The sequence below is a fragment of the Streptococcus sp. STC1396 genome, assembly GCF_058933875.1.
The window spans coordinates 67,442-93,466 of the sequence record NZ_JBZYCU010000004.1 but is presented as its reverse complement, the minus strand read 5'-3'; the positions used below and the strand labels follow the sequence as shown (position 1 = coordinate 93,466).

At 41.9% G+C, this 26,025-nt stretch carries 35 protein-coding genes and 1 pseudogene; 1 reads left to right on the top strand and 35 read right to left on the bottom strand.

All coding sequences use genetic code 11. From position 1 onward, the window contains the following. Positions 1 to 296: 296 nt before the first annotated feature. The 31 genes from rplQ to tgt form a co-directional block, all read right to left on the bottom strand. Complete coding sequence (rplQ, locus tag AC5FEC_RS02655; RefSeq protein ID WP_005591286.1) at positions 297 to 683, bottom strand: 50S ribosomal protein L17; 387 nt, start codon at positions 681 to 683, stop codon at positions 297 to 299. Between the two features lie 11 nt (positions 684 to 694). After that, on the bottom strand, positions 695 to 1,633 hold the full coding sequence (locus AC5FEC_RS02650) for a DNA-directed RNA polymerase subunit alpha (RefSeq protein ID WP_037617749.1): 939 nt from the start codon (positions 1,631 to 1,633) through the stop codon (positions 695 to 697). A 45-nt stretch (positions 1,634 to 1,678) separates the two neighbouring features. Further along, entirely contained in the window at positions 1,679 to 2,062 is a 384-nt protein-coding gene (gene rpsK, locus AC5FEC_RS02645; RefSeq protein ID WP_001118386.1) for a 30S ribosomal protein S11, read from the bottom strand. A 19-nt stretch (positions 2,063 to 2,081) separates the two neighbouring features. Next, on the bottom strand, positions 2,082 to 2,447 hold the full coding sequence (gene rpsM, locus AC5FEC_RS02640) for a 30S ribosomal protein S13 (protein ID WP_005591288.1): 366 nt from the start codon (positions 2,445 to 2,447) through the stop codon (positions 2,082 to 2,084). A 17-nt stretch (positions 2,448 to 2,464) separates the two neighbouring features. Continuing rightward, on the bottom strand, positions 2,465 to 2,581 hold the full coding sequence (rpmJ, locus tag AC5FEC_RS02635; RefSeq protein WP_001808836.1) for a 50S ribosomal protein L36: 117 nt from the start codon (positions 2,579 to 2,581) through the stop codon (positions 2,465 to 2,467). Between the two features lie 24 nt (positions 2,582 to 2,605). Beyond that, positions 2,606 to 2,824 carry a translation initiation factor IF-1 gene (gene infA / locus AC5FEC_RS02630; RefSeq protein ID WP_001029883.1) on the bottom strand — a complete coding sequence of 73 codons (219 nt, stop codon included), beginning with the start codon at positions 2,822 to 2,824 and terminating at the stop codon, positions 2,606 to 2,608. A gap of 115 nt (positions 2,825 to 2,939) precedes the next feature. Next, entirely contained in the window at positions 2,940 to 3,578 is a 639-nt protein-coding gene (locus tag AC5FEC_RS02625; protein ID WP_493661205.1) for an adenylate kinase, read from the bottom strand. 95 nt (positions 3,579 to 3,673) lie between these two features. Further along, on the bottom strand, positions 3,674 to 4,984 hold the full coding sequence (gene secY / locus AC5FEC_RS02620) for a preprotein translocase subunit SecY (protein WP_037617754.1): 1,311 nt from the start codon (positions 4,982 to 4,984) through the stop codon (positions 3,674 to 3,676). Positions 4,985 to 4,996: 12 nt separating this feature from the next. Continuing rightward, positions 4,997 to 5,437, bottom strand: a complete 441-nt coding sequence (gene rplO / locus AC5FEC_RS02615) for a 50S ribosomal protein L15 (RefSeq protein WP_037617756.1) — start codon at positions 5,435 to 5,437, stop codon at positions 4,997 to 4,999. A gap of 155 nt (positions 5,438 to 5,592) precedes the next feature. Then, complete coding sequence (rpmD, locus tag AC5FEC_RS02610) at positions 5,593 to 5,775, bottom strand: 50S ribosomal protein L30 (RefSeq protein ID WP_002894509.1); 183 nt, start codon at positions 5,773 to 5,775, stop codon at positions 5,593 to 5,595. A 13-nt stretch (positions 5,776 to 5,788) separates the two neighbouring features. Further along, positions 5,789 to 6,283, bottom strand: a complete 495-nt coding sequence (rpsE, locus tag AC5FEC_RS02605; RefSeq protein WP_037617759.1) for a 30S ribosomal protein S5 — start codon at positions 6,281 to 6,283, stop codon at positions 5,789 to 5,791. An 18-nt stretch (positions 6,284 to 6,301) separates the two neighbouring features. After that, a complete protein-coding gene (gene rplR, locus AC5FEC_RS02600; RefSeq protein WP_005592009.1) occupies positions 6,302 to 6,658 on the bottom strand; it encodes a 50S ribosomal protein L18 in 357 nt (118 codons plus the stop codon). A gap of 85 nt (positions 6,659 to 6,743) precedes the next feature. Then, complete coding sequence (gene rplF / locus AC5FEC_RS02595; protein WP_062201683.1) at positions 6,744 to 7,280, bottom strand: 50S ribosomal protein L6; 537 nt, start codon at positions 7,278 to 7,280, stop codon at positions 6,744 to 6,746. 194 nt (positions 7,281 to 7,474) lie between these two features. Then, the gene (rpsH, locus tag AC5FEC_RS02590) at positions 7,475 to 7,873 is read right to left on the bottom strand and encodes a 30S ribosomal protein S8 (protein ID WP_002899666.1); all 399 of its coding nucleotides are present in this window, start codon (positions 7,871 to 7,873) and stop codon (positions 7,475 to 7,477) included. Positions 7,874 to 8,156: 283 nt separating this feature from the next. Beyond that, complete coding sequence (locus tag AC5FEC_RS02585) at positions 8,157 to 8,342, bottom strand: type Z 30S ribosomal protein S14 (RefSeq protein WP_001085697.1); 186 nt, start codon at positions 8,340 to 8,342, stop codon at positions 8,157 to 8,159. A 17-nt stretch (positions 8,343 to 8,359) separates the two neighbouring features. Next, positions 8,360 to 8,902 (bottom strand): 50S ribosomal protein L5, encoded by a 543-nt coding sequence (gene rplE, locus AC5FEC_RS02580; RefSeq protein WP_037617766.1) that lies wholly within the window; start codon positions 8,900 to 8,902, stop codon positions 8,360 to 8,362. Positions 8,903 to 8,925: 23 nt separating this feature from the next. Further along, the gene (gene rplX, locus AC5FEC_RS02575) at positions 8,926 to 9,231 is read right to left on the bottom strand and encodes a 50S ribosomal protein L24 (protein WP_015604250.1); all 306 of its coding nucleotides are present in this window, start codon (positions 9,229 to 9,231) and stop codon (positions 8,926 to 8,928) included. A gap of 79 nt (positions 9,232 to 9,310) precedes the next feature. After that, the gene (rplN, locus tag AC5FEC_RS02570; RefSeq protein WP_037617768.1) at positions 9,311 to 9,679 is read right to left on the bottom strand and encodes a 50S ribosomal protein L14; all 369 of its coding nucleotides are present in this window, start codon (positions 9,677 to 9,679) and stop codon (positions 9,311 to 9,313) included. Between the two features lie 25 nt (positions 9,680 to 9,704). After that, positions 9,705 to 9,965, bottom strand: coding sequence for a 30S ribosomal protein S17 (rpsQ, locus tag AC5FEC_RS02565; protein WP_037617770.1), 261 nt, complete (start codon positions 9,963 to 9,965; stop codon positions 9,705 to 9,707). 26 nt (positions 9,966 to 9,991) lie between these two features. Continuing rightward, positions 9,992 to 10,198, bottom strand: a complete 207-nt coding sequence (gene rpmC, locus AC5FEC_RS02560) for a 50S ribosomal protein L29 (protein ID WP_005591297.1) — start codon at positions 10,196 to 10,198, stop codon at positions 9,992 to 9,994. Positions 10,199 to 10,207: 9 nt separating this feature from the next. Next, a complete protein-coding gene (rplP, locus tag AC5FEC_RS02555; protein ID WP_005591298.1) occupies positions 10,208 to 10,621 on the bottom strand; it encodes a 50S ribosomal protein L16 in 414 nt (137 codons plus the stop codon). A 3-nt stretch (positions 10,622 to 10,624) separates the two neighbouring features. Next, complete coding sequence (rpsC, locus tag AC5FEC_RS02550; RefSeq protein WP_037617773.1) at positions 10,625 to 11,278, bottom strand: 30S ribosomal protein S3; 654 nt, start codon at positions 11,276 to 11,278, stop codon at positions 10,625 to 10,627. Positions 11,279 to 11,290: 12 nt separating this feature from the next. After that, a complete protein-coding gene (gene rplV, locus AC5FEC_RS02545) occupies positions 11,291 to 11,635 on the bottom strand; it encodes a 50S ribosomal protein L22 (protein WP_009443859.1) in 345 nt (114 codons plus the stop codon). A gap of 11 nt (positions 11,636 to 11,646) precedes the next feature. Continuing rightward, entirely contained in the window at positions 11,647 to 11,928 is a 282-nt protein-coding gene (gene rpsS, locus AC5FEC_RS02540; RefSeq protein ID WP_000533766.1) for a 30S ribosomal protein S19, read from the bottom strand. Between the two features lie 86 nt (positions 11,929 to 12,014). Continuing rightward, entirely contained in the window at positions 12,015 to 12,848 is an 834-nt protein-coding gene (gene rplB, locus AC5FEC_RS02535; protein WP_037617775.1) for a 50S ribosomal protein L2, read from the bottom strand. A 17-nt stretch (positions 12,849 to 12,865) separates the two neighbouring features. After that, on the bottom strand, positions 12,866 to 13,165 hold the full coding sequence (locus AC5FEC_RS02530) for a 50S ribosomal protein L23 (protein WP_005591301.1): 300 nt from the start codon (positions 13,163 to 13,165) through the stop codon (positions 12,866 to 12,868). Continuing rightward, positions 13,165 to 13,788, bottom strand: coding sequence for a 50S ribosomal protein L4 (gene rplD, locus AC5FEC_RS02525; protein ID WP_268735397.1), 624 nt, complete (start codon positions 13,786 to 13,788; stop codon positions 13,165 to 13,167). The genes AC5FEC_RS02530 and rplD overlap by 1 nt, the downstream gene beginning before the upstream one ends. Positions 13,789 to 13,812: 24 nt before the next feature. Beyond that, a complete protein-coding gene (gene rplC, locus AC5FEC_RS02520) occupies positions 13,813 to 14,439 on the bottom strand; it encodes a 50S ribosomal protein L3 (RefSeq protein ID WP_045498245.1) in 627 nt (208 codons plus the stop codon). Between the two features lie 84 nt (positions 14,440 to 14,523). Continuing rightward, positions 14,524 to 14,832, bottom strand: a complete 309-nt coding sequence (rpsJ, locus tag AC5FEC_RS02515; protein ID WP_005591304.1) for a 30S ribosomal protein S10 — start codon at positions 14,830 to 14,832, stop codon at positions 14,524 to 14,526. A 490-nt stretch (positions 14,833 to 15,322) separates the two neighbouring features. Beyond that, positions 15,323 to 17,140 carry an acyltransferase family protein gene (locus AC5FEC_RS02510; RefSeq protein WP_493661204.1) on the bottom strand — a complete coding sequence of 606 codons (1,818 nt, stop codon included), beginning with the start codon at positions 17,138 to 17,140 and terminating at the stop codon, positions 15,323 to 15,325. Positions 17,141 to 17,435: 295 nt separating this feature from the next. Further along, complete coding sequence (gene tgt / locus AC5FEC_RS02505; RefSeq protein ID WP_493661203.1) at positions 17,436 to 18,578, bottom strand: tRNA guanosine(34) transglycosylase Tgt; 1,143 nt, start codon at positions 18,576 to 18,578, stop codon at positions 17,436 to 17,438. 147 nt (positions 18,579 to 18,725) lie between these two features. Between tgt and AC5FEC_RS02500 the strand changes: the two genes are divergently transcribed. Continuing rightward, positions 18,726 to 19,565 (top strand): DUF975 family protein, encoded by an 840-nt coding sequence (locus AC5FEC_RS02500; RefSeq protein WP_493661202.1) that lies wholly within the window; start codon positions 18,726 to 18,728, stop codon positions 19,563 to 19,565. 42 nt (positions 19,566 to 19,607) lie between these two features. Here AC5FEC_RS02500 and AC5FEC_RS02495 read toward each other — a convergent pair. The 4 genes and pseudogenes from AC5FEC_RS02495 to AC5FEC_RS02480 all read right to left on the bottom strand — a co-directional run bounded on the left by AC5FEC_RS02495 (position 19,608) and on the right by AC5FEC_RS02480 (position 26,022). Continuing rightward, positions 19,608 to 20,098, bottom strand: a pseudogene (locus AC5FEC_RS02495) (P-loop NTPase family protein). Continuing rightward, positions 20,099 to 20,536, bottom strand: a complete 438-nt coding sequence (locus AC5FEC_RS02490; RefSeq protein WP_217473305.1) for a CoA-binding protein — start codon at positions 20,534 to 20,536, stop codon at positions 20,099 to 20,101. It lies immediately after the preceding pseudogene. A 153-nt stretch (positions 20,537 to 20,689) separates the two neighbouring features. Next, positions 20,690 to 23,332, bottom strand: coding sequence for a DNA polymerase I (polA, locus tag AC5FEC_RS02485; protein ID WP_493661201.1), 2,643 nt, complete (start codon positions 23,330 to 23,332; stop codon positions 20,690 to 20,692). 104 nt (positions 23,333 to 23,436) lie between these two features. Beyond that, complete coding sequence (locus AC5FEC_RS02480) at positions 23,437 to 26,022, bottom strand: TrlF family AAA-like ATPase (RefSeq protein WP_247905427.1); 2,586 nt, start codon at positions 26,020 to 26,022, stop codon at positions 23,437 to 23,439. Between the last annotated feature and the right edge of the window lie 3 nt (positions 26,023 to 26,025).

Here is a 26,025-nt window from a genome sequence, read left to right as displayed (position 1 = left end):
TTGCATGCCCTTTTATGGCTCAAAAAGTGTTAAAAATAAGACAGTAACCTCGGAATAGCTACTGTCTTATCTCATTTTTCACTTAAAGCCTTGACAGACTTGACAAATGGTAGAAAAGAGCCAAAAACGCCTGCTTACGAAATTGTTTTTTCAATAAAAGCAATTTCGTAAACAAGCGTCTACCCTTTCATCATGATGATGAGTGTTCCCGCTAGGAAAGTTCCTAGCGGTAGACCAGAGCTAGACTAAGAGCATAAGAACTCCACCATCATAACACTCAACAAAATTGATAAAAATTATACTAATTCAATAATTGCCATTGGCGCAGCATCCCCACGGCGTGGTTCAGTCTTAAGAATACGAGTGTATCCACCATTGCGCTCAGCATAGCGAGGTGCCAATTCAGAGAATAATTTTTGAAGAGCTGTAGTTGTAGTGTATTTGTTAGTCTCTTCATTATAGTTTTCTGATGCAATTTCGTTACGTACAAAAGCTGCTGCTTGACGACGAGCATGCAAGTCACCACGTTTACCAAGAGTAATCATTTTTTCAACTGTTTTACGGATTTCTTTAGCACGAGCTTCAGTTGTTACGATTGATTCATTGATAATCAAGTCAGTAGTCAAATCGCGAAGCATTGCTTTACGTTGTGAGCTAGTGCGTCCTAGTTTACGGTAAGCCATGTATTCCTCCTTTATTTATCATTTCTTAACCCAAGACCAAGGTCGGCAAGTTTAACTTTAACTTCTTCAAGACTCTTGCGGCCCAAGTTACGAACTTTCATCATTTCAGGCTCTGATTTTTCTGTCAAATCAAAGACGGTATTGATACCTGCACGTTTGAGACAGTTGTAAGAGCGAACTGATAGATCCAATTCCTCAATAGTGCGTTCCAAAACACGATCATCTGATGTTTTTTCTGCTTCTTTCATGACATCAGTCGCAATAGCAACTTCTGTCAAGTTAGTGAACAGATTCAAATGTTCCGTTAAGATACGGGCTGAAAGTCCCAAAGCATCCTCTGGAATAATGGTTCCATTCGTCAAAATTTCAAGGGTTAGTTTGTCAAAACCATCGTTGCTACCAACACGAGCTGGCTCAACTTGGTAATTAACTTTTGTCACAGGCGTGTAGATAGAATCCACCGCAAGTGTGCCCACTGGAGCATCATCTTTTTTATTTTCGTCAGCTGGTACATAACCACGACCGCTATTTACAGCCATTTTTGCTTTAAAGCTAGCACCTTCACTGATTGTAAAGAGATAATGATCAGGGTTTATAATTTCGATATCACTGTCTGTCAAAATATCCCCAGCAGTCACTGCTGCAGGTCCTTCAACATCCAACTCAATCATCTTTTCGTCTTGGACGTAAGATTTTACAGCAATCCCTTTGATGTTCAGAATAATCTGCATCACATCTTCACGGACCCCAGAAATCGTATCAAATTCGTGCAATACTCCTTCAATATTGATAGAAGTCACTGCTGCACCTGGAAGTGAGGCGAGAAGTACACGACGAAGAGAATTTCCAAGTGTTGTACCATAACCGCGTTCTAATGGTTCTACTACAAACTTGCCATAGTTTTTATTTTCATCAATTTTTGTTATATTTGGTTTTTCAAACTCAATCATTTATTATACTCCCTCTTAAACGAAAAGCAGTGTAATTGTTTGTGATTATACACGGCGACGTTTTGGAGGACGAGCACCATTGTGTGGTACAGGAGTCACATCACGAATTGCTGTTACTTCAAGACCAGCGGCAGCAAGAGCACGAATAGCTGACTCACGACCAGAACCTGGACCCTTAACAGTAACTTCAACTGATTTAAGACCGTGTTCTTGTGCAGATTTAGCAGCAGCTTCAGAAGCCATTTGGGCAGCAAATGGTGTAGATTTACGAGAACCTTTGAAACCAAGAGCACCAGCTGATGACCAAGAAATTGCATTACCATGCACATCAGTAATCATAACAATAGTGTTATTAAATGTAGCGTGAATATGAGCAATACCAGATTCGATATTCTTTTTCACACGACGTTTACGTGTTGGTTTAGCCAAGACTTTTTACCTCCTTATATTATTTTTTCTTACCTGCAATCGCAACGGCTTTCCCTTTACGAGTACGAGCATTGTTCTTAGTGTTTTGTCCACGGACAGGAAGTCCACGACGGTGACGGATACCACGGTATGAACCGATTTCCATCAAACGCTTGATGTTCAGGTTTACTTCACGACGAAGGTCACCTTCAACCTTGATTGCATCCACTTCACGACGGATTGCGTCTTCCTGATCAGATGTCAGATCTTTGACACGGATGTCTTCTGAGATTCCAGCAGCAGCCAAAATTTTCTTAGAAGTTGGAAGTCCGATACCGTACACGTAAGTAAGTGAAACGACTACACGTTTGTCATTTGGAATGTCAACTCCAGCAATACGAGCCATTTTTTCTCCTTTCTATCTTATCCTTGACGTTGTTTGTGTTTTGGATTTGCTGGGCAAATTACCATAACACGACCATTACGACGAATAACTTTGCAGTATTCGCAAATTGGTTTGACCGATGGTCTTACTTTCATTTCTTATCCCTCCAAGTTTTTCGATTATTTAAAGCGGTAAGTGATCCGTCCACGTGTCAAATCATAAGGACTCATCTCGACAGTAACACGATCTCCCGCTAAAATACGAATATAGTTTTTACGAATTTTACCAGAAACTGTTGCTAAAATCTGATGTCCATTTTCAAGTTCAACCGTAAACATTGCGTTCGGCATCGTATCAACTACTTTGCCTTCAACTTCAATCACATCGTCTTTTGCCACGCAAAAGCACCTCCCTAAATTTCGATAGATTCCTCTGAGCACAGAGGTAACAATTATAAGTCAGACTAACTCATTGTATCACTACTTGTCAAATATTGCAAGCAGGAAAAACGCTTTATTTCAAATTTGACAAGACTTTTTCGATATCTGAGAAAACAGCTTCAATCTCTTGATTCCCCTGAATATCGTGGACCAGTCCTTGGGCGCGGTAATGTTCAATAATTGGTTGTCCTTGAGCGATATTGACATCCAAGCGACGTTTCACTGTTTCAGGCTTGTCATCTTCGCGTTGGTAGTAGTCTTCTTCTTTGTAATCCACTGGTGGGTTGAAAACCTTGTGGAAGGTTTCCCCTGTTTCGCGGTGGATAATCCGTCCGCTCAAACGTTCTAACAAACTATCTGGATTTACTTCGATATTGATAACTGCGTCAAGTTGGATGCCCAGATCCGCAAGGATTTGATCCAAAGCATGAGCTTGATCAATTGTCCGTGGATAACCGTCCAACAAGAAACCAGTTTCTTTAATATCATCTTGTGCCAAGCGCTCTTTCACGATTCCGTTTGTCACTTCATCTGGCACCAACTCGCCTTTAGAAATGTAGGATTTCGCCAATACACCCATTTCTGTCTCATTAGCCATAGCAGCACGGAACATATCCCCTGTTGAAATATGCGCAACATGGAATTGTTCTACGATCTTAGCTGCTTGAGTTCCCTTGCCTGCCCCTGGCAAGCCCATAATCAAAAGATTCATGATCTGTCTCCTTTTTTGTTTTTAAAGCAATCTATTAAAGCACTTAATAAACTTTTTTAAAAACAAAATAGAAGGTTGACTAGGTCAACCTATTTCTATTCTGTTGTAGTATCCATAAATCCGACATACTTGCGCTTCAGAAGATAGCCTTCCAACTGTTTCATTCCTTCAATACCAGTTGAAATAATGATAAGAAGACTAGTTCCTCCAAGAGCAACCGCATCGGTCAGGCCGAAAAGGTCTTTGGCTAGGATTGGAATAATCGTTACAAATCCTAGGAAGAGAGAGCCAACTGTTGCCAATCGGCGAAGCAGCTTAGACATATAATCTTCAGTCCCTTTACCTGGCCGAACACCTGGGATGTAGGCTCCGCTCTTTTGCAAATTCTCTGCTGTCTTTTCAGGATTAATCTGTACAAATGTATAAAAGAACGTAAAGAGAATAATTAAGAAAGCATACATAAACATACCACTGATGGTAGTAGTCGCAAGAAGCGACTGGGCTGTCCGAACCCAACCAGCATCATAACCCATGGCACTTACAAATTGGAAGATGGCTGCCGGAGCAGCTGTAATCGAACTTGCAAAGATAACCGGAATCACTCCAGCAGGATTGACTTTCAATGGTAAGTAAGAACTGGATGGTGCCCCTTTTGCAATTTTTGTATATTGAATCGGGATCTTGTATTCAGCTTGCTGCACAAATGTTGTAAAGTAGATAATAATCAAAACTGCAACAATCAAAATCCCTACAAAAATCGATGATGAAGTCAGCCGTTCACTTGGAACATTGACAAAATAATCTTCATAGATTCCCTTAATCATTCCAGGAATTCCTGACACAATCCCTGCAAAGATAATCATGGATACACCGTTCCCATAACCCTTATCGGTAATTTGCTCACCAAGCCAGGTCACAATCATTGAACCTGTCGTAAGCAGTGCCCCAATTAAGAGATAGGTTTGCCAGTTTGGTGTTGCTACCAACTTGGTCCGTGATAGGGTTGCAAATCCGGCGGTTATCCCAATAGATTGAACAAAAGCCAAGATTAAAGAGATATAGCGGGTTGCCTGATTAAGCTTTCTCCGTCCCACTTCTCCTTGCTTGCCCCACTCCACAAATTTTGGAAGCAAGTCCATTTGCAAGAGTTGCACCACAATTGAAGCTGTGATGTACGGACTAACACCGAGTGCGAAAACAGAGAAATTTCTCATCGCATTCCCAGAAACCAAGCTAAGCATATTTAAGAAAGGCAAATCGCTCAGACTGTTCAAAGCTTTAGCATTAATTCCTGGAACGGTTATGGTTGTACCAATACGGAAAACTAAGATGATGAAAATGGTGAACAAAATCTTAGACCGTACTTGTTTTATTTTAAATGCGTCTTTTAATAGCTTGAAAAACATAGGTCACCTCTCTTAGATGACTTCGACTGAACCACCTTTAGCAGTGATAGCTTCTTCAGCTGATTTAGAGAATTTAGCTGCTTTAACAGTCAACTTCTTAGTCAATTCTCCGTTGCCAAGAATCTTAACACCAGATTTTTCAGCTTTTACAATACCTGCTTCGATGAGAACCACTGGAGTTACTTCTGCACCATCTTCAAAAATATTTAATTGGTCAAGGTTAACAATCGCATATTCCTTGCGGTTTACATTCAAGAAACCACGTTTTGGTACACGACGGAACAATGGAGTTTGTCCACCTTCAAAACCAAGACGAACACCGCCACCGCTACGAGCTTTTTGACCTTTTTGACCGCGGCCAGATGTTTTACCGTTACCTGATGATGTACCGCGACCTACACGGTTGCGAACTTTACGTGAACCTGCAGCAGGTTGTAATTCATGAAGTTTCATTATATTATTTCTCCTCTTTTGTAAAATGCTAGCGCTCATATAGGAGAAAAGGTGTCTCCTATATAAACTCGCCTATACATATATTTAGTTTTAGGGGCTGAGAAAGTTCTCAAATCCCCTAATGTATCTTAATAAAAGTTATTCAGCTAACCAGCCTACTTAACTTCTTCAACAGTTACCAAGTGAGATACAGCAGTAATCATACCGCGTACTGCTGGGTTATCTTCTTTGATAACTGAGCTGTTCAATTTGCCAAGTCCAAGTGCTACAACAGTTTTACGTTGTGACGGAATGCGTCCGATTGGAGACTTAGTCAAAGTAATTTTAATTTGAGCCATGAGTTCCCCTTTCTTAAGCCAAGTCAGAAACTGAAATACCACGAAGAGCAGCAACTTCTTCAGCGCGTTTAAGTTGTTTCAAACCTTCAACAGTTGCGCGAACGATGTTGACTGGAGTGTTTGAACCAAGTGATTTAGATGTAATATCTGCCACACCTGCCAATTCGATGACGGCACGAACAGCACCACCAGCAGCAACTCCAGAACCTTCAACAGCTGGCTTAAGCAATACTTTCGCTCCACCAAATTCTGAAAGAACTTCGTGAGGAATAGTTGTACCAACCATTGGAACTTCGATCAAGTTTTTCTTCGCATCTTCAACTGCTTTACGGATAGCTTCTGGTACTTCTTGAGCTTTACCAGTACCGAAACCAACACGGCCGTTGCGATCACCAACTACTACAAGAGCTGCAAAACGAAGACGACGTCCACCTTTAACAACTTTAGTAACACGGTTGACAGCAACTAAGCGTTCTTCAAGTTCAACTGCATTGTCTTTAAATGCCATTTTCTAGTGTCCTCCCTATTAGAATTTCAATCCGTTTTCACGAGCTGCATCAGCCAAAGCTTTTACACGTCCGTGATAGAGATATCCACCGCGGTCAAACACCACTTCAGAAATACCTTTAGCAACTGCACGTTCTGCAACGAGTTTACCTACAACAACGGCTTGTTCAGTTTTAGTTCCTTTTGAAACTTCTTTGTCAAGAGTTGAAGCGCTTGCGAGCGTTACACCCGCTACGTCATCAATCACTTGAGCGTAGATGCCTGTATTAGAACGGAATACGTTCAAACGTGGGCGATCAGCAGTTCCAGAGAGTTTTCCGCGAACGCGACGGTGGCGTTTTTGGCGGACTTTATTTTTATCTGGTTTCGTAATCACAATTTTCACCTCTTATTATTATTGACGTGCTTCAGCACAAAATTGGAAAATATATTGGCCGGCTGAGAAAATCAGCCAATCAATATTATTTACCAGTTTTACCTTCTTTACGGCGAACGAATTCACCAACGTAACGGATACCTTTACCTTTGTATGGCTCTGGTGCACGAAGGCTACGTACATAAGCAGCTGTTTGACCAACCGCTTCTTTTGAAATTCCGCTGATAACGATAGTCGTTGGGTTTGGAAGTTCAAAAGTAATACCTTCAGGAGCTTCTACTTCGTCTGGATGAGATTTACCAACTGAAAGTACAAGTTTGCTACCTTGAAGTTGAGCACGGTAACCAACCCCGCGCATTTCAAGTTCTTTCTTGAATCCTTCTGATACACCAACAACCATGTTGTTAAGAAGGGCACGAGTTGTTCCGTGGATCGTTTTCATTTCTTTTGAATCGTTTGGACGGTGAAGAGTTACTTCAGTTCCTTCCACACGGATTTCAATATCTTTTGAGAACTCACGAGTCAGTTCTCCTTTAGGTCCTTTTAGAGTTACAACGTTGTCATTGTTAGTGAGTTCAACACCAGCAGGCAACACGATAACTTTATTACCAATACGTGACATGTATATTTTCTCCTGTTAGATTGTCAGGCCGCAAGCGACCAGTTTTCACGGGGGTTAAAGATACTTATTGTGTTCAATAGCTAAATTGAACACGCTCTAAGAACTGTGCAAAATAGATAAGTTGGCTGGTTTGTAAACAAACTGCTCCAACTTCCTAATTTTGCTTTGTTCTTTACGAGCTTTGTATCTTAATTTTACCAAACATAAGCGATAACTTCTCCACCAACATTCTTTTGGCGTGCTTCTTTATCAGTCAGCAAACCTTCAGATGTTGAAAGGATAGCAATTCCAAGTCCGTTCAAGACTTTTGGAAGGTCTTCGCGTTTCTTGTAAACACGCAGACCTGGTTTTGAAACACGTTTCAAACCAGTGATAACTTTTTCACCATTTTGTCCGTATTTAAGGAATACACGGATGATGCCTTGTTTGTCATCTTCGATGATTTCAACGTTTTTCACAAAACCTTCACGCTTCAGGATTTCAGCAATCCCTTTTTTGATATTTGATGCAGGCACTTCAAGTACTTCGTGGTTCGCTTGGTTAGCGTTACGGATACGAGTCAAAAAGTCTGCAATTGGGTCAGTCATAACCATTTTATATTTCTCCTCTTACTAGTAGTTTGCAAGTCGCACTTGCTAGTTAATACATGATACAAAGAGCGTAACAGCGCGAGCAAAAATAGGCAATTTGATGCAGGAGCGATGCTCCAAAGCAAATTGGTCTTTTTTGCCAAAGCTGTAGCTCGTGTTCAAATTGGCAAACCCAACTGAACTCGGGCTAAACTCTGTTTGAAAAAGATACAATCGTTTTAACTCATGGAATCTTCAACAATTTTCCTATTTTCACTTGGAGTTTTGACGCCCTTGATATCTTAAATTACCAAGATGCTTTGGTAACGCCAGGAATTTGTCCTTTGTATGCTAATTCACGGAAGCAAACACGGCACAATTTAAATTTGCGGTATACTGAATGTGGACGGCCACATTTTTCGCAACGAGTGTAAGCTTGCGTAGAGAACTTCGCTGGGCGTTTGTTCTTAGCAATCATTGATTTTTTAGCCATTTGTTTTACCTCCTATATTATTTTGCAAAAGGCATTCCAAGGCCTTTAAGCAATTCGCGTGACTCTTCGTCAGTGTTAGCAGTTGTTACGATAACGATATCAAGACCACGAGTCTTATCAACATCATCAAAGTTGATTTCTGGGAAGATCAACTGTTCTTTCACACCAAGTGTGTAATTTCCGCGTCCATCAAATGATTTTGTTGGAACACCGTGGAAGTCACGCACACGTGGAAGTGATACAGTAACCAATTTATCCAAGAATTCATACATACGTTCGCCACGAAGGGTTACTTTCGCACCAATCGCTACACCTTCACGAAGACGGAAGCCGGCGATTGATTTTTTAGCTTTAGTGATCAGTGGTTTTTGACCTGAGATAAGAGCAAGCTCTTCAGCAGCTTTTTCAAGGTTTTTAGCGTTTGATACAGCGTCACCGACACCCATGTTCAAAACGATTTTATCCACTTTTGGCACAGCCATAACAGATGAGTAGTTGAACTTTTCAGTCAGAGCAGGAACTACTTCTTTAAGATATTTTTCTTTTAAACGATTTGCCATTATACTTCTCCTTTCCTTCGTGATTAGTCAAGCACTTCGCCTGATTTTTTATTGTAGCGAACTTTTTTGCCATCTACAAATTTGTAACCAACGCGTCCTGCAACACCATTCTTGTCAAGAACTTGAACGTTTGACACATGGATTGGTGCTTCTTTTTCAACGATAGCACCTTGAGGGTTTTCGCTATTTGGTTTTTGGTGCTTCTTAACAAGGTTAACACCTTCAACAACAACTTTGTTTACTTTTGGAAGAGCTGCAACAACAAGTGCTTCAACACCCTTGTCCTTACCAGCAATTACGCGAACTTTGTCGCCTTTTTTTACAAACATTCTTAGGTTTCTCCTTTAATTTCTTACGCCCATGAGGGCACCCTGGAAATCTTCCAGGGGACTTGTTTGATTTTTTTGATTAAAGTACTTCTGGAGCCAAAGATACGATCTTCATGAAGCCGCCGTCACGCAATTCACGAGCAACTGGGCCGAAGATACGAGTTCCGCGAGGAGTTTTGTCTTCACGGATGATGACTGCAGCGTTTTCGTCGAATTTGATGTATGAACCATCTTTACGACGAGCACCTGATTTAGTACGAACGATAACCGCTTTTACAACGTCACCTTTTTTAACCGCACCACCAGGAGTAGCTTGTTTTACAGATGCCACAATAACATCACCGATGTTCGCAAATTTACGTTTAGAACCACCAAGAACTTTGATAGTCAAGATTTCGCGTGCACCGCTGTTGTCTGCGACTTTCAAACGAGTTTCTGTTTGAATCATTTCAGTTTTCTCCTTTCAGGCTTGATTAGATGATAACCGCTTCTTCAACAACTTCTACAAGACGGAAACGTTTTGTAGATGAAAGCGGACGAGTTTCCATGATACGTACGATATCGCCTTCTTTGGCAACATTGTTTTCATCATGTGCTTTGTACTTCTTAGAGTAGTTAATACGCTTACCATAGACTGGGTGGTTACGTTTTGTTTCAACTACAACTGTGATTGTCTTATCCATCTTGTCAGAAACGACGCGTCCGACAAGAGTTTTACGTTGATTACGTTCCATTTAGAATTTCTCCTTTCCCAAGTCTATTATTTAACTTCTGATTGAACAGTTTTGATACGTGCGATTTGTTTTTTCACTTCTTTCAAACGCGCTGTCTGCTCCAACTGACCAGTAGCGGCTTGAAAACGAAGGTCAAACAATTCTTTCTTCAATTCATTTTCACGCTTCGCGAGTTCTTCTTGAGAAAGACCACGAAGTTCTTTAACAAAATCTTGAATTTCTTTAAGTTTCATGCCTTCTCCTTATTCTGCTTCACGCTTTACGAATTTACATTTAACTGGTAATTTGTGGCTTGCAAGACGAAGAGCTTCACGAGCGATTTCTTCTGATACGCCAGCGATTTCAAACATCACTTTGCCACGTTTAACTGGTGCTACCCAACCTTCTGGAGCCCCTTTACCAGATCCCATCCGTACACCGATTGCTTTTGCAGTGTATGATTTGTGTGGGAAGATTTTGATCCAAACTTTACCACCACGTTTCATGTAACGAGTCATAGCGATACGGGCAGCTTCGATTTGACGGTTAGTGATCCAGTGGCTAGTAGTTGCTTGGAGACCATATTCTCCAAATGTTACTTCTTTACCACCTTTAGCTTCACCACGCATTTTTCCGCGGAATTCGCGACGGTGTTTAACACGTTTAGGTACTAACATTGGTTATTTACCTCCTTTAGTGTTTTTACGAGCTGGAAGAACTTCTCCACGGTAGATCCATACTTTAACACCAAGTTTACCGTAAGTAGTATCAGCTTCTTCCCAAGCGTAATCGATATCCGCACGAAGGGTGTGAAGTGGAACAGTTCCTTCAGAGTATCCTTCGCTACGAGCGATATCTGCACCGTTCAAACGACCTGATACTTGAGTTTTGATTCCTTTAGCTCCTGCACGCATTGCACGTTGGATTGCTTGTTTTTGAGCACGACGGAAAGCAACACGTTGCTCCAATTGACGAGCAATTCCTTCACCAACAAGGTGAGCATCCAAATCTGGTGATTTGATCTCGATAATGTTGATGTGGACTTGTTTACCAGTCAATTTGTTAAGTTTCACACGAAGTGCATCAACGTTTGCTCCACCTTTACCGATAACCATACCTGGTTTAGCAGTGTGAAGTGAAACGTTAACTTTGTTTACTGCGCGTTCGATTTCGATAGTTGAAACAGCTGCGTCAGCCAATTCTTTTTGAACGAATTTACGGATTGCAAGATCTTCATGAAGGTAATCCGCGTATTCTTTTTCAGCATACCATTTGGCATCCCAATCACGGATGATGCCGACACGCATACCAATTGGATGTACTTTTTGACCCACGATTTTACCTCCTTATTTTTCTGCAACAACCACTGTAATGTGGCTAGTGCGTTTGTTGATTGGTGAAGCTGAACCTTTTGCACGTGGACGGAAACGTTTCATAGTTGGTCCTTCGTTTGCGAAAGCTTCAGATACTACCAAGTTAGCTTTTTCCAAACCAAAGTTATTTTCAGCATTAGCGATTGCAGAATTCAATACTTTTTCGATAATGCCAGCAGCTTTGTTTGGAGTGAATTTCAAGATTGCGATTGCGTCAGCGACGTTTTTACCACGGATGTTGTCAAGAACTAGACGAGTTTTACGAGGTGAAACACGCACTGTACGAGCCATTGCTTTAGCTGAAGTAATTTCTGCCATTTATGTTCTCCTTATTTTCTACGTGTTTTCTTGTCGTCTGCAGCGTGACCTTTGTAAGTACGAGTTGGTGCAAATTCACCAAGCTTGTGACCTACCATGTCTTCTTGGATGTAAACAGGTACGTGTTTACGTCCGTCATAGACTGCGATTGTGTAACCGATGAAACTTGGGAAAATCGTTGAACGACGTGACCAAGTTTTGATAACTTTTTTCTTTTCGTCGTTAGCTTGAGCTTCAACTTTTTTCATCAAATGCTCATCGACGAAAGGTCCTTTTTTAAGACTGCGTCCCATTTTTATGTTTTCTCCTTTAAAATAAGTACCACAGCGGCCTGCGCTGCTAAGCAGCGCTACCGAGCTGGCGGATAGATTGTTTTAGATTATTTCTCGTTGCGACGACGAACGATAAGTTTGTCAGATTTCGCTTTCTTGTTACGAGTTTTAAGACCAAGAGCAGGTTTGCCCCATGGAGTAGATGGTGCTTTACGACCAACTGGTGCTTTACCTTCACCACCACCGTGTGGGTGATCGTTAGGGTTCATTACAGAACCGCGAACTGTTGGACGGATACCTTTCCAACGGCTACGTCCTGCTTTACCAAGATTCACCAAGCCATGTTGTTCATTTCCGACAACACCAACTGTAGCGCGGCAAGTGCCAAGAATCATACGAACTTCGCCTGATTGAAGACGAACAAGAGTGTATTTACCTTCTTGACCCAATACTTGAGCAGAAGCTCCAGCAGCACGGACCAACTCACCACCACGACCTGGTTTCAACTCAATGTTGTGAACCAAAGTACCAACTGGGATGTTAGCAAGCGGAAGTGCGTTACCGATCTTGATATCTGCTTCAGGACCTGAAACGATGCGTTGACCTACTTCAAGACCTTTAGGAGCGATGATGTATGCTTTCACACCGTCAGTGTAGTGTACCAAAGCGATGTTTGCTGAACGGTTTGGATCGTACTCGATAGTTTTAACTACTGCTTCAACAGCATCTTTGTTACGTTTGAAGTCAATCAAACGGTAGTGACGTTTGTGGCCGCCACCTTGGTGACGAACAGTGATGCGTCCGTTGTTGTTACGACCAGCTTTGTTCTTAAGTGAAACGAGCAAAGATTTTTCTGGAGTGCTAGTAGTGATTTCAGCGAAATCCAAAGAAGTCATATTACGGCGACCGTTTGTTGTTGGTTTATAAACACGAATTCCCACGATATTTCCTCCTTAGATTATTCTGCTTCAGCAGCTCCGAACAACTCGATTGCTTTTGAATCTGCTGTCAGAGTGATGATAGCTTTTTTAGTTTTGTTAGTAAAACCAGTGTAACGTCCAACGCGTTTAGCTTTAGGTTTTACATTGATAGTGTTGACATTAGCAACTTTAACTCCTTCAAAAGCAGCTTCAACAGCTTGCTTGATCAAAAGTTTGTGAGCGCGAGTGTCTACTTCAAATACGTACTTTCCTGCTTCAAGCTGAGCCATTGAGCTTTCAGTGATCACAGGTTTTTTGATAACGTCATACAAATTCATTATGCAAGAACCTCCTCAATTTTAGAGATAGCTGCTTGAGTAACAAGAAGTTTGTCGCTGTTTGCGATGTCAAGAACACTTGCAGATGTTGCTGTTGTAACTTTAACGTTTGGAAGGTTGCGTGCTGAAAGTGCAGCAAATTCATTTCCTTCTTCAAGAACAACAAGTACTTTTGTGTCGATGCTCAATGCTGCAAGCACTTTTGCAAACTCAGCAGTTTTTGGAGCTGTAAATGAAAGGCTGTCTACAGCTACGAATTTGTTTTCAGCAACTTTTTCAGAGTAAACTGATTTCAATGCCAATCTACGAACTTTACGTGGAAGTTTGTAAGCATATGAACGAGGAGTTGGACCGAAGACGATACCACCACCACGCCATTGTGGAGAGCGGATAGAGCCTTGACGAGCACGTCCAGTTCCTTTTTGACGCCATGGTTTGCGTCCGCCGCCTGATACTGCAGAACGGTTTTTAACAGCATGAGTTCCTTGACGGAGGCTAGCGCGTTGGCTGATGATCACGTCGAAGACAACTGATTCGTTTGGTTCGATACCAAAGATTGCGTCGTTAAGAACTACTTCACCAGCTTCTTTACCAGTTTGGTCAAATAATTTTACGTTTGCCATTGTGACTGATTTCCCCTTTCTTTATTATTTACCAGCTTTAACTGCTGACTTGATAGTGATAAGAGATTTCTTAGCACCTGGTACGTTACCTTTGATCAAGATAACGTTTTTCTCTGGAACAACTTGTACGATTTCAAGGTTTTGAATCGTTACACGGTTGCCACCCATACGACCAGCCAAGTGTTTGTTTTTGAAAACACGGTTTGGCGCAACTGGTCCCATTGAACCAGGACGACGGTGGTAACGTGAACCGTGAGCCATTGGGCCGCGAGATTGGCCGTGGCGCTTGATAACACCTTGGAAACCTTTACCTTTTGAAGTTCCTGTTACATCAACAACATCACCAGCTTCGAATGTATCGACAGTGATTTCTGCTCCAACTTCCAAGCCTTCAATGTTTTTGAATTCACGAATGAAGCGCTTAGGAGCTGTGTTAGCTTTCGCTACATGGCCTTTGGCAGGTTTGTTGCTCAATACATCACGAAGGTCATCGAAACCAACTTGAACTGCGTTGTAACCGTCTGTTTCAACTGTTTTAACTTGAAGAACCACGTTTGGAGTTGCTTCAACAACAGTTACAGGGATTAATTCGCCAGCTTCAGTGAAGATTTGAGTCATTCCCACTTTTTTCCCTAAGATTCCTTTTGTCATGAGAAAATGTTTCCTTTTCTAAAATTTTGTTTAAAAAGTTTTTAACGAGCGTTTTTTATGCTCTGGTTTGAATCAAACTTTAGATTAAAGTTTGATTTCTACGTTCACACCACTTGGAAGGTCCAACTTCATCAAAGCGTCAACTGTTTTTTGAGTTGGGTTGATGATGTCGATCAAGCGTTTGTGAGTACGCATTTCAAATTGTTCGCGAGAATCTTTGTATTTGTGAGTCGCACGAATGATTGTGTAGAGGCTACGTTCAGTTGGAAGTGGGATTGGACCCGCAACTTCAGCACCTGTACGTGCAGCAGTTTCTACGATTTTTGCAGCCGCTGTATCAAGTGTACGATGTTCGTAAGCTTTCAAACGGATGCGGATTTTTTTGTTTGCCATCTTTTTCTCCTTTTCGTCTATTTAAGATAATAGGCTAGCTCCACAAGAAAACCGACAGGTGGTTGCGTGGCAATGCAACCGAGCGTGTCGCAACCTCTTGCATCAAAGCTACACGCTGTTTTTTTACAGCACCATAGTATCTTAACACAAAGAACCAAGCATTGCAAGGGATTTGAGCAAGTTTTTTTAATTTTTTGTTTGAAAGCGTTCCCTTTTCTTATTGATCTTTTGTCATCCTATGGAAAATCAAGAAAGTGGAAATTGAAAACCCTATTAGTCGTAACTATAAACACAAAAAATCAAGTCTCATTTGACATGGGGCTTGATTTTTACAAATCATTTTTTCTTGATATAAAAGTAGGTAGAATTACTTGATGAGAAGACAAACTAACCCTCCCATTCTTAAAGTCAGTTTGTTTCCTACTGGCTTAGTTAAAGGACTTGTATAGATTTTTTAACCGCAAGGATGACCTCCCCATGCCTCAGGAATTTATTTGTGCTTTACAGGCCCATCTGCTGCTTTTGCGACAGCATCTTTAATTTCCTGCGCATAGAGCCGACCACCTGCAGCAATCGTGTCTGCATCTTCTCCAAAGTGGATATTATCACTACCCACCCAGATTTCTGGATGCTCCTTGGCAGCAGCGTTCCAGTCGGCAATGCTAACATAGGCATATTTCTTGGCTAACTCTCTGGCATATTGTGCATGCTTTTCAGCGACAGGGTTGTCATATTTTTCTGAGTTACCATCGTAAGGAGTTACCAGAATAAGCCGGTGTCCCTTCGGTAGGGCCTTGACCAACTCATTCAGTTCTTCTTCGTAGTTATAGACAATATTAACTCCGGTTGCTACCACGACGGTCTTGAGCAAGCCGCCAGCTGCAGCATTATTGCTCAGAATTTCACGAGCCTGAGCTGTGTTGCGACTGCCTTGGGCATCGACTTGTGCATCTGGCAGAACTTCCTTGAGCGGGGTGCTAGCCCGCAAGGTAACAGAATCGCCAATAATCGTCACACCGTCTGCAATATTGTATTTACTGGCTTCTCCTTTTTCTGCAAGACTTTTAGTCTGATTTAGCTTGGCGTCTGCCTGATGAAGGCCATTGACTAGCATATCTGTCTCAAACGCCCCAATCTTCGGAGCGAGTCCGATAGCCAACAGGCTGATGAGAAACAAAACTACCGAACTGATTGCCAAGACCTTTTTCAACTGCGGAAAATGCAAGTCCCAATCGAGAAAAGCAGGGGATTTCCCAGCAATGATTGGCTCAATAACATAAAAGGACAGGCCGGCAAAAGCAAGGGAAAGAAGACTTGTTAACATCACCGCAGGCAGATTGCCCATCAGTTGTGAAAAAATTGTGTAGAAAGGCCAGTGGAAAAGATAGACTCCATAACTCGTATCAGCAATCACTGTTAAAACCAGCGGTTCTTTTAGGTCAGGAGTCTTCTCATGCAAGACCCGCGTGGCCAATATCATAGCCGCCGCTGACAAACTGGCCAAAAGAAAGCCAAATAAATAGGTAAAAAGCGAATCAAACTTGACCCAAAGCATCATCACGACTAAGAGACCCGCTCCCGCTGCAAAGACCAGACAAGCTTCTCGCAAAGGCCAAGAGCGAATCACTTTCTTTAACAAGCCTGTCGTCTGTTTGATACCAGTCAGGGTCGCTAGAATACTACCGACAAAGAAGGGATAAATGTGAGTCCATGTTGAGAAATAAAGCCCCGAAAAACTGAGTCCTAAAAGGCCGCCAATAAACATACTGAGAAAGCTGATAAACAAGCCCAACGAAGACAGCAAAAAGATACTGCCCCTCAGCTGACCGGCTGTTTTGCAGTATTTGGCCAAGTACCAGACAGCCAGTCCCCAAAGTAGATAATAATGAACCTCTACAGCCAGACTCCAGTTATGAACAAATAAATGTGGAATAAACTGAGCCTCGTAGCTTCCACCCGTCATCATTTCATAAAAATTGGTCACAAAGCCCATGACTGCCGCAATCTGCGTTCCGATACCGGCCACAAAATCCCGTCGAATCAAAAAGGTAAAGGGCATGACCACCAATACCATGACAATGACAGGGGGAACAATCCGATAAAAACGCCGTCGAAAGAAGGCTAGAAGCTCTATTTTTTTACTCCGAGAAAACTCATCAACCAAGAGCGCTGTAATCAGGAAACCCGAAAAGGTGAAAAAGACATCTACGCCGAGAAATCCCCCGGGGAATAACTTTTGAAAAAAGTGATACAAGAGAACCAGCAATAAGCCTGTCACTCGAACCATTGAAAACCATTTGATACGCATATTTCTCCTGCATCCTTTTCACTACTGCTGCAGACCGACCAACTCCCGCAAGCCTACATTACTACTGAGTTTAGCAGGCCAAAAATTCTGTTAATTGCTGCATTTAGCAACGTTGCTATAAAATCTATTTTATTCTATTTTACCAAAAAATAGGCCAAAAAAACCAAAAGACCTGGAATTTTATTTCCCAAGTCCATTGCTTATTTTATCTATTTTAAAGTTCTCTCCAGCCTGGCTGATGAGAAAATTCACAAGGTGTGCTTTTGGCCGTCTGATAGATAGGCGGTCAATCTTTCTAGAAATTTCTCTTGGAGCGGTTGTAGCCATAGCGCTCGACAAAGTCTTCGCGGAATTCCAGCAGATTATCATCCATGATAGCTTGGCGAACCTTCTTCATGAGATTTACTAAGAAATAGAGGTTGTGATAGCTGGTCAAGCGGAGACCAAAGGTTTCATCAGCCTTGAGCAGGTGGCGGATATAGGCGCGCGTGTAGTTTGTACAAGTGTAGCAATCACAGTCGTGATCCAGCGGCGTAAAATCTTCCTCAAACTGGGCATTTTTGACAACCAGACGTCCCTCGCTGGTCATACAGGTACCATTTCGGGCAATCCGAGTCGGCAGAACGCAGTCAAACATATCAACACCGCGGATAACACCGTCAATCAAGCTATCTGGCGCTCCAACTCCCATGAGATAGCGAGGCTTGTTTTCAGGCAGCAAGGGCGTTGTGAAGTCCAGCACTGCATTCATCTCTTCGTGAGACTCTCCGACAGCCAGACCTCCGATAGAGTAGCCTGGGAAAGCCATGCTGACTAAATCCTGGGCAGACTGACGACGCAAATCTTCAAATCCAGCACCCTGAACAATACCAAAGAGACCTTGGTCGTGGGGACGAGTGTGGGCCTTGAGTCCACGCTCTGCCCAACGGCTAGTCCGCTCGATGGACTTCTTGACATAGTCATAAGGCTGGTAGAACTGCGGGCACTCATCAAAGGACATCATGATGTCGCTGCCCAGATTGTTCTGGATAGAGATGGCCTTTTCTGGCGACAGGAACATCTTGGAACCATTAAGATGGTTTTTGAAAGTCACTCCTTCTTCTGTGATATTGCGGCTGTCAGCTAGAGAATAAACCTGAAAACCACCACTATCGGTCAGAATAGGCTGGTCCCAGTTCATGAACTTGTGCAGGCCACCTGCACGGGCAATCAGCTCATCACCCGGCCGCAACCAGAGGTGGTAAGTATTGGCCAAGATGATACCAGAACCCATTTGCTTGAGCTCTTCTGGCGACTGAGTCTTGACCGTAGCTTGAGTGCCGACCGGCATAAACATAGGTGTTGGGAAGGTTCCGTGGGGCGTTATAATCTCGCCCAAGCGCGCACCTGTGTGCTTTTCTTTTTTGATTAAACGATATTGAATCGATGATGTTGACATGTTTCCTCCTGCTGGAAAAGACAGTCCCAGCTATTTTCTTCTATAAAATAAGCGACAAGCGCTCATAAGATACCGTATGATTTTACCAAAAAAAGTCTCGTCTGTCACGATATGTGGTATAATAAAAATCATGAAATGGAGGTCTGTATGAATTTAAGCGAAATCCGTGCCCAGGCACGCACTATCCGAAATCAAACCAATGGCATTTTCTCGCTCTTTGCTATTCCAACTCTGGTAACCATTTTATCTACCTATCTGTCTCCCAACCGTCATCTGGAGGAGATTATTCCCCAGTTGGAAGTCAATCAGGCCTTTGTTGTGATTTTTGGTCGCCAGATTTTCCCGCAAATCGTGGAATTTGTCATCGCCCTGCTCTTTTTATCGGCTAGCTTTAGCATGATAGAAGTTGTCCGAAAAAAACGCGATACGGTTGGTCTTGCTGATATTCGCCGAGTTTTTTCCGCAGAGCTTTTTTCACCGATTTTTATCACACAACTGACCAAGAGTATTCTTCTCTTGTTGTGGAATTCCATCAGCCTTGTTGGTTCCTTCTTTCTTGTCTTCAGCAGTTACAAGGTACTGGCTATTTATGAAAAAATCTCAGATTTGTCCCGATTGACGACTGATAGTCCTGAGGTAGAGCAAATCGTCAGCTATGCCCCGATGATGTTTCTCGGTACTCTCATCGTCTTGGCTGGTACGGCAGTATTCCTGATTGCCAACTACGCTTACTCTCAGACCGACTTCATCCTTTATGATCAACTGAACACAGGCACTTACCAAGGTCCTTGGCAAATCATTACGCAAAGCAGACGCATGATGAAAGGCTATAAGTGGAAACGCTTCTTGCTGGATCTGAGCTTTATCGGTTGGTATATCCTGATCGGTATTACCCTGGGAATAGCTGGAGTCGTGACCTATCCGTACATCACAACAGCTCGGGTGCTCTTTTATGAAAAACTGAAGGAAGAGAGAAAGCTGAGTTGATTGGCCATTCATTACTGTATTACAAAAGGTTGAGCTCAAATCTCAACCTTTTTCTCTATTCAAATCCCGAACAATCCGCTCAAAGGCTGCTTCCAAGGAATCTTCGTCCCTAAAGAATGATTCCTCTTCCCAGCCTAAGAAGTCTCGGTCTTTCCACCAGCGTCTCATATCAGTAGGGGAGAAGTCAGATCGCTTGCCCCTAGTCTGATGGCGGCGGACGGTTTCTTCAAAAGTCAAATTGTTGTAATAAGCCAGAGTCTGAGAACTAAACAAATTCCGTAGTCGTTCCAGCATTATCTGTCTCATAGAAACCTTCTACCAAGACCAGCAAATCATGTTCGTAACCAAAATGAGCTAGGCTTTCCGTCAAATCAATAGATAGGTTGCCCGGCTCGACTTTTTCCTTGAGCATGTCCCGTCTAACTGTATCCTGCGCAATCAAGAGAGTCCCTCGGCCGTAGTAAGTCTGCAGTTTCTTAGCCAGACTCGATGCCAGAACCCGAATTGCCACGAATGATGACTAACTTGGCCATTTATTCACCTAGAATCAAGCGGGTATGCTCGCGTTTAATGCAGCGGTCCATGACGATATCGTCGTGACCAGCTGCCCGCAAAATCTGCTCAGCTTCTTCATTTTCCAAGCCCAACTGAGCCCAGAAAATCTTGGCGTCTGCTTCCAGAAAATCACGCGCCACATCTGGCAAAAACTCGCTACGACGGTAAACATCGACAATATCCACTGGGAAAGGAATATCTTTGAGACTGGCATAAACTGTTTCACCAAAAATCTGACTGCCCTCTGCCCGCGGATTGACTGGGATAATCCGATAGCCCCGCGCTTGCATTTCCTTGGACACACGGTTACTGGTCGTTTCCTCACGGTCAGACAGACCGACAACGGCAATCACCTTGCTGTTTCCCAGATAATGCTTGATAATCCCGTCACTGGGATTTTGAAAATGATAAGTCATAGATTCCTCCTAATTCATAATAAAGCTGGATATTTGTATCTTAACTGAATCCGGGCTAAACACTGTGTGAAAAAGATAATCCGTTCTAGGAGCATCGCTCCTTCGTCCGGATTCCTAATTTTCAGTTGGTTTTGACGCTCTTTGTATCTTGTTTTATTTCGCCTCGTACCAAGTTTGGCCGGCATTTTCATCAGCTACTAGTGGAACGGCCAATTCAATTGCAGCCTCCATGGTTTCTTTGACTAGCTGGCAGACAGCCGCTAACTCTTCATTTGGCACTTCCAGCACGATTTCATCGTGCACCTGCAAGAGCATGCGAGACTTAAAATTCTTCTCTGCCAGAGCTCGATCCAGATTAATCATAGCGACTTTGAGAATATCTGCGGCAGATCCTTGGATCGGGCTGTTAATAGCTGTGCGCTCCGCAAAATTTCGGATATTAAAGTTGCGGGAATTGATGTCCGGCAAGGAGCGACGACGATGGTAAATGGTCTCTACATAACCCTTATCACGCGCTTCGCGGACAATGGTTTCCATATAATTCTTGATTCCAGGGAAACGCTCAAAATAAGTCTGAATATAATCTTTGGCAGCCTTGCGGGAAATTCCCAAATTATTAGCCAGTCCGAAGTCGGAAATTCCATAGACTACTCCGAAGTTGACAGCCTTGGCATTGCGGCGATCATTAGGCGTTACATCCTCTGCCTTTTCAATACCAAAGACCCGCATGGCTGTAGCCGTGTGAATGTCTTCTCCATGCTGAAAGGCAGCAATCAGATGCTCGTCCTGCGAAATATGAGCCAGCACCCGCAGCTCAATTTGAGAATAATCCGAGCTGAGGAGTACGCTGTCTGCCCACTCAGGCACAAAGGCCTTGCGAATGAGGCGCCCCTGCTCCAGACGAACGGGGATATTTTGCAAATTCGGGTCAACCGAGGATAAACGGCCCGTCTGGGTCAGATCCTGCATATAGCGAGTATGAATCTTGCCGTCAGCCGCAATCGCCTCCTGCAGTCCGATGATGTAAGTGGACTGGAGCTTGCTGATTTGCCGGTATTCAAGGATTTTAGACACGATTGGTGCAATCGGCGCTAAGCGCTCCAGCACATCCACCGCTGTCGAGTAGCCTGTCTTGGTTTTTTTGGTGTACTCCAGCGGCAGCCCCATATCCTCAAAGAGAATGGTTCCCAGCTGTTTAGGAGAGTTGATATTAAACTCCTGACCAGCCAGCTTATAAATCTCCTGTGTCAGACTTTCCAGCGTTTTTTCATTTTCTGCCTGCATGCCCTGCAGGGTTTCCCGCTCAACCTTGATCCCCGCAATCTCCATCTTGGCTAGGACAAAGGCCAGAGGCTGCTCCATTTCAAGCAACAAATCCAGCTGATCGTGGGAACGAAGCTGTTCTTGCATCGGCTCTTCTGTTTCCAGCAGTACTTGGACCTTACGAGCTAGATGCTCAAAGAGCTGCTCTTGCTCCGGCAAAGCACGCTTGGCTCCCTTGCCATAAACCTCATCATCAGTCGGCAGAATTATTTGGCCGTAGAGGCGAGCAATAGTCGCTAGCTCATTGTCCTCAACCGTCGAAAGCAGATATTTGGCTAGACGCGCATCAAAAGACGCTGCTGGCAGTTCAATCCCGTAATGACTGAGCAGTACCTTGGTCCGCTTGAGGTCGTAGGTTTTCAGAGCTGTTTTTGTCAAAAATTCCTGAAAGAGAGGTTGTTGCAGTAAATCGCTGGTGCCGACATAAATCTGACGGCTATCGCCCCAGGCAAGACCAACAATCTCTTCCTTGTGGTAGTTATCACCCAAGATTTCAAAATAGAAAAATTGCTCTGGTGCAAGCATATCCTCTGTGACCTCAGTCACTTTGGTAAATTCAATGGGTTTGACTTCTACCGGCTCTTGACCAGTTCCTAACTGCGCTTTGAGTTGCTTGAAACCCATCTCGTCATAGAACTTGCTCAGGTTCTCTATCTGAGGCCCGTTATAAACCAAATCATCCAGCCTGATTTCAATCGGAGCCTGAGTGTTAATAGTCACCAAAGTCTTGGACAAGAAGGCTTGTTCCTTGTCATTGATGAGATTTTCCTTCATCTTGGAAGCCTTGAGCTGGTCGATATTTTCATAGAGATTTTCCAAAGAGCCATACTCCAAGAGGAGCTTGAGACCAGTCTTCTCACCAATTTTGGTCACACCAGGGATATTATCTGACTGATCGCCCATCAGCGCCTTAAGGTCGATAAACTGCTCCGGTGTAATGCCCATCTTTTCCATGAGGTAGGCTGGGGTAAACTCTTCGAATTCGGCCACACCTTTCTTGGAAATCTCCACCACAGTATTATCATCCGTCAGCTGAATCAGGTCCTTATCTCCGCTGACAATGGTCACATCGTAAGGCACTGCTGTTTTTTCAGCCATCTTGTCCAAGGTCCCGATGATGTCATCTGCCTCGTACTGAGCCAAGTCGTAGTAGTGAATGCCTAGGTGCTGCAGCATTTCTCGGATAAAGGGCAGCTGCTCACGAAATTCATCCGGTGTCTTGGCCCGACCTGCCTTATAGTCAGCGTACATTTCGGTCCGGAAGGTCGTCTTGCCAGCATCAAAAGCTACCAAGATATGGGTCGGCTGCACGCGCTCCATCAAGTGATTGAGCATGAGATGGAAGCCATAAATGGCATTAGTGTGCAGGCCCGACGGACTCTTGAAGCGGTCGATTTGATTATAGAGCGCAAAAAAAGCGCGAAAAGCAACGGACGAACCGTCGATTAATAATAACTTATTCTTATTTTCCATAGGTTTATTATACCACAGCTCAGACAGCAGTCCAAGTAACCATTATAAACCATACCTATAACTCATCAAAACGCCCTTTTATAGGGCGTTTTGACTTTGATAGATTATAATTCTTCTTGTAAGTCATATTTACTTTCTCGTTTAAGGAAAGCTATTCGACCTCCTTCGAGAATATCACAAACGTGTTCTTTGATGCTATATCTCTGCAGTAAAAATTGGCTTTTCTCGTCCTTGACTATACTTTCCAAGGCACCACTTACATAATCGAAGACTTTACCATTTTTATTTTTGGAAACATCCGATTCTTGATTTGCAACAATAACATTCTCACAATCTCCTGCAACAACAATATTAGGGTTATGAGTAACAAGAATAATCTGACGATTTAATTTCGTCTTTTTTATATAAGCCGTTAATTCATTATATATAGCACGATTATCCAGACTATCTTCTGGCTGGTCAATTAAGACTGGAATTTTACTATCTGAGAAATCTAAAATCAGTTTCAGAACGATAAATGCTTTCTTGCCGGGTGACATTTGTTCAAATTTATCCTTCTGATATTCGATGTCAAAACGATAAGAATAAAAATTTTTGCCGAAAAAATACTCAATATGAGATAACTTATCTCTATTACCATTAAAAGTTAAGGTGTCGTCTTCAAAAATCTTATCAACTACGGTATCAAAATTCTCTTCCAAATTATCAATAAAATCCTGTTTAGCGTGGCCTCTCGCATTGATATAATCAAACTCAGAATGTAAATCATTTAATGAAAAATTGATAGTTATCTTTAAACCATCTTTCTCTGATATGTCAAAAGAATCTTGCAGTTCGGTTCTAAAAATTGAATATTGTTTATACTTTAGGATAATATCATTTTTAATTCTATTTTCTTTATCAGTAAGGGATTTTAATCTACTATTAAATTTATCAATCTTAGATAGAATTTCATTTTCCGACTTAATTGACGCATCTAGCTTGACAACTTCATTATTACTCTCTAAATATTGAGTACACTTCTGAAATAACTTGTCATTCTTTATAGTATCTATCTTTTCCTCAATACTATGAATTGTTTTAGTTACGTTAGACTTAAGTTTTTCTACTTTATCTTTAAATTCTTTCCGTATATTTTCATTCAAAGATTCAACGATAATGTCCAACTCATTTTGGAGAAATTCAGAAGGTTCATCAAATCTATCACAACGAAGCTCTACATCCGAGATAAATAATTCAGCTATATAATTCAAATCAGACTGATGAGAGGTTTTTTTCAATATATTTATTTTTAACTCCTCATTCATTTTATCGAATGATTCTCGCTCAATATCGGTTATAGAACCATTTTTTAATAATTTTTGCTTTTTGTTTTCATAGATTTTAATTCTATCTAAAGTCGCCTGTCTTTCTTCTTCAGGCTTAACTAATTCATTCTGTGAACGCTTAGTCTCCTTATACTCATGAAATAAATGTCGAATTTCACTTTGTAAGTTACTACACTTTTGGTCATATATTTTTATTGCTGAATCCATTCCCTTGGATTGTATTATATCTCCAACCAAATCCTTCAGTTTGCTATTATCTTTAGCTAAAGCAAACATATACTCTTGAGGTATGTAATGAATTTTTCTAGAATCATCCTCTTTGCCGTCTCTCCAAACAACACGAAAATTATCCAAGTCTTTAAAATAATAGCTTCCCTCATCTATGCTATTCCCTAATTTTTTAGCAATCGAATTTAATAATGTTGATTTTCCTGTAGACCGACCTCCGATAATAGTATTTAGATTTTCAGATAGATAAATTTCTTCTCCTGGATAACCAATTCTATCAATCACAAGCTCATCTTTTTCAAGTAATGGCTTTTCTTTTGATAAACTAATACGATATTCAGGTTCATATTTTATCTGTCTTAATCCATCGAAGGTTAGATCAGCCTTTATCCAAGAATACTTCATTCCTATTTGCTCCAATGAATGAGCGTCTGAAGATTGGAGTAAGGGTTTAATATATTTTGGATGATTCAGCCAGTACTCTCTATCTTTGAAAGTATTATCATGAGAACATTTAGTATCTTGACAGTCGTCGGGATTATCGCAGCTAGAATGAAGTATGAAGTCTGAATTTCGACAAACATCTTCATAGATAGAACTAATTTTCACTCTCGCATTTCCGTGCCCCCTCGACAAAAATCCTTTTAAATATCTGCCATTTAATTCTTCATCGCCTTCCAGAGTAGATATAAGGCTATTAAAAGGGACACTTGCCGAATTGTCGATTTCACTCTTTGTCAACCTATTAAAGGATTTATCAGTATTACCAATTTTTGCCTTTAAATTGGCTAATAAATTTTTGATAATTTGATTTTCTATACTATTATCAAAAATAACATGATAATCAAAAAACTGATTTGAATTATTCGTATTAGTGAGTCTAACCTCCAGGTTTAAAAATGCAACAATACCTGCAGAATTTAGCTTATCCTTCAATATAAAATCTTCATCTTTAAAATTGAAATAATTAGTTAAACCAACTGCTGAAATGCCCTCATCCTTAAGTTTCTTGATAAACTGTTCAATATCGGGACTACCGTCTGCCAAATGTTCAAAATTATTATTCAATATCGTATATGGTGAATGTATATGTAAATCCCATTTTCTAAATTCCGAACCTCTATTAACTGTCATAAT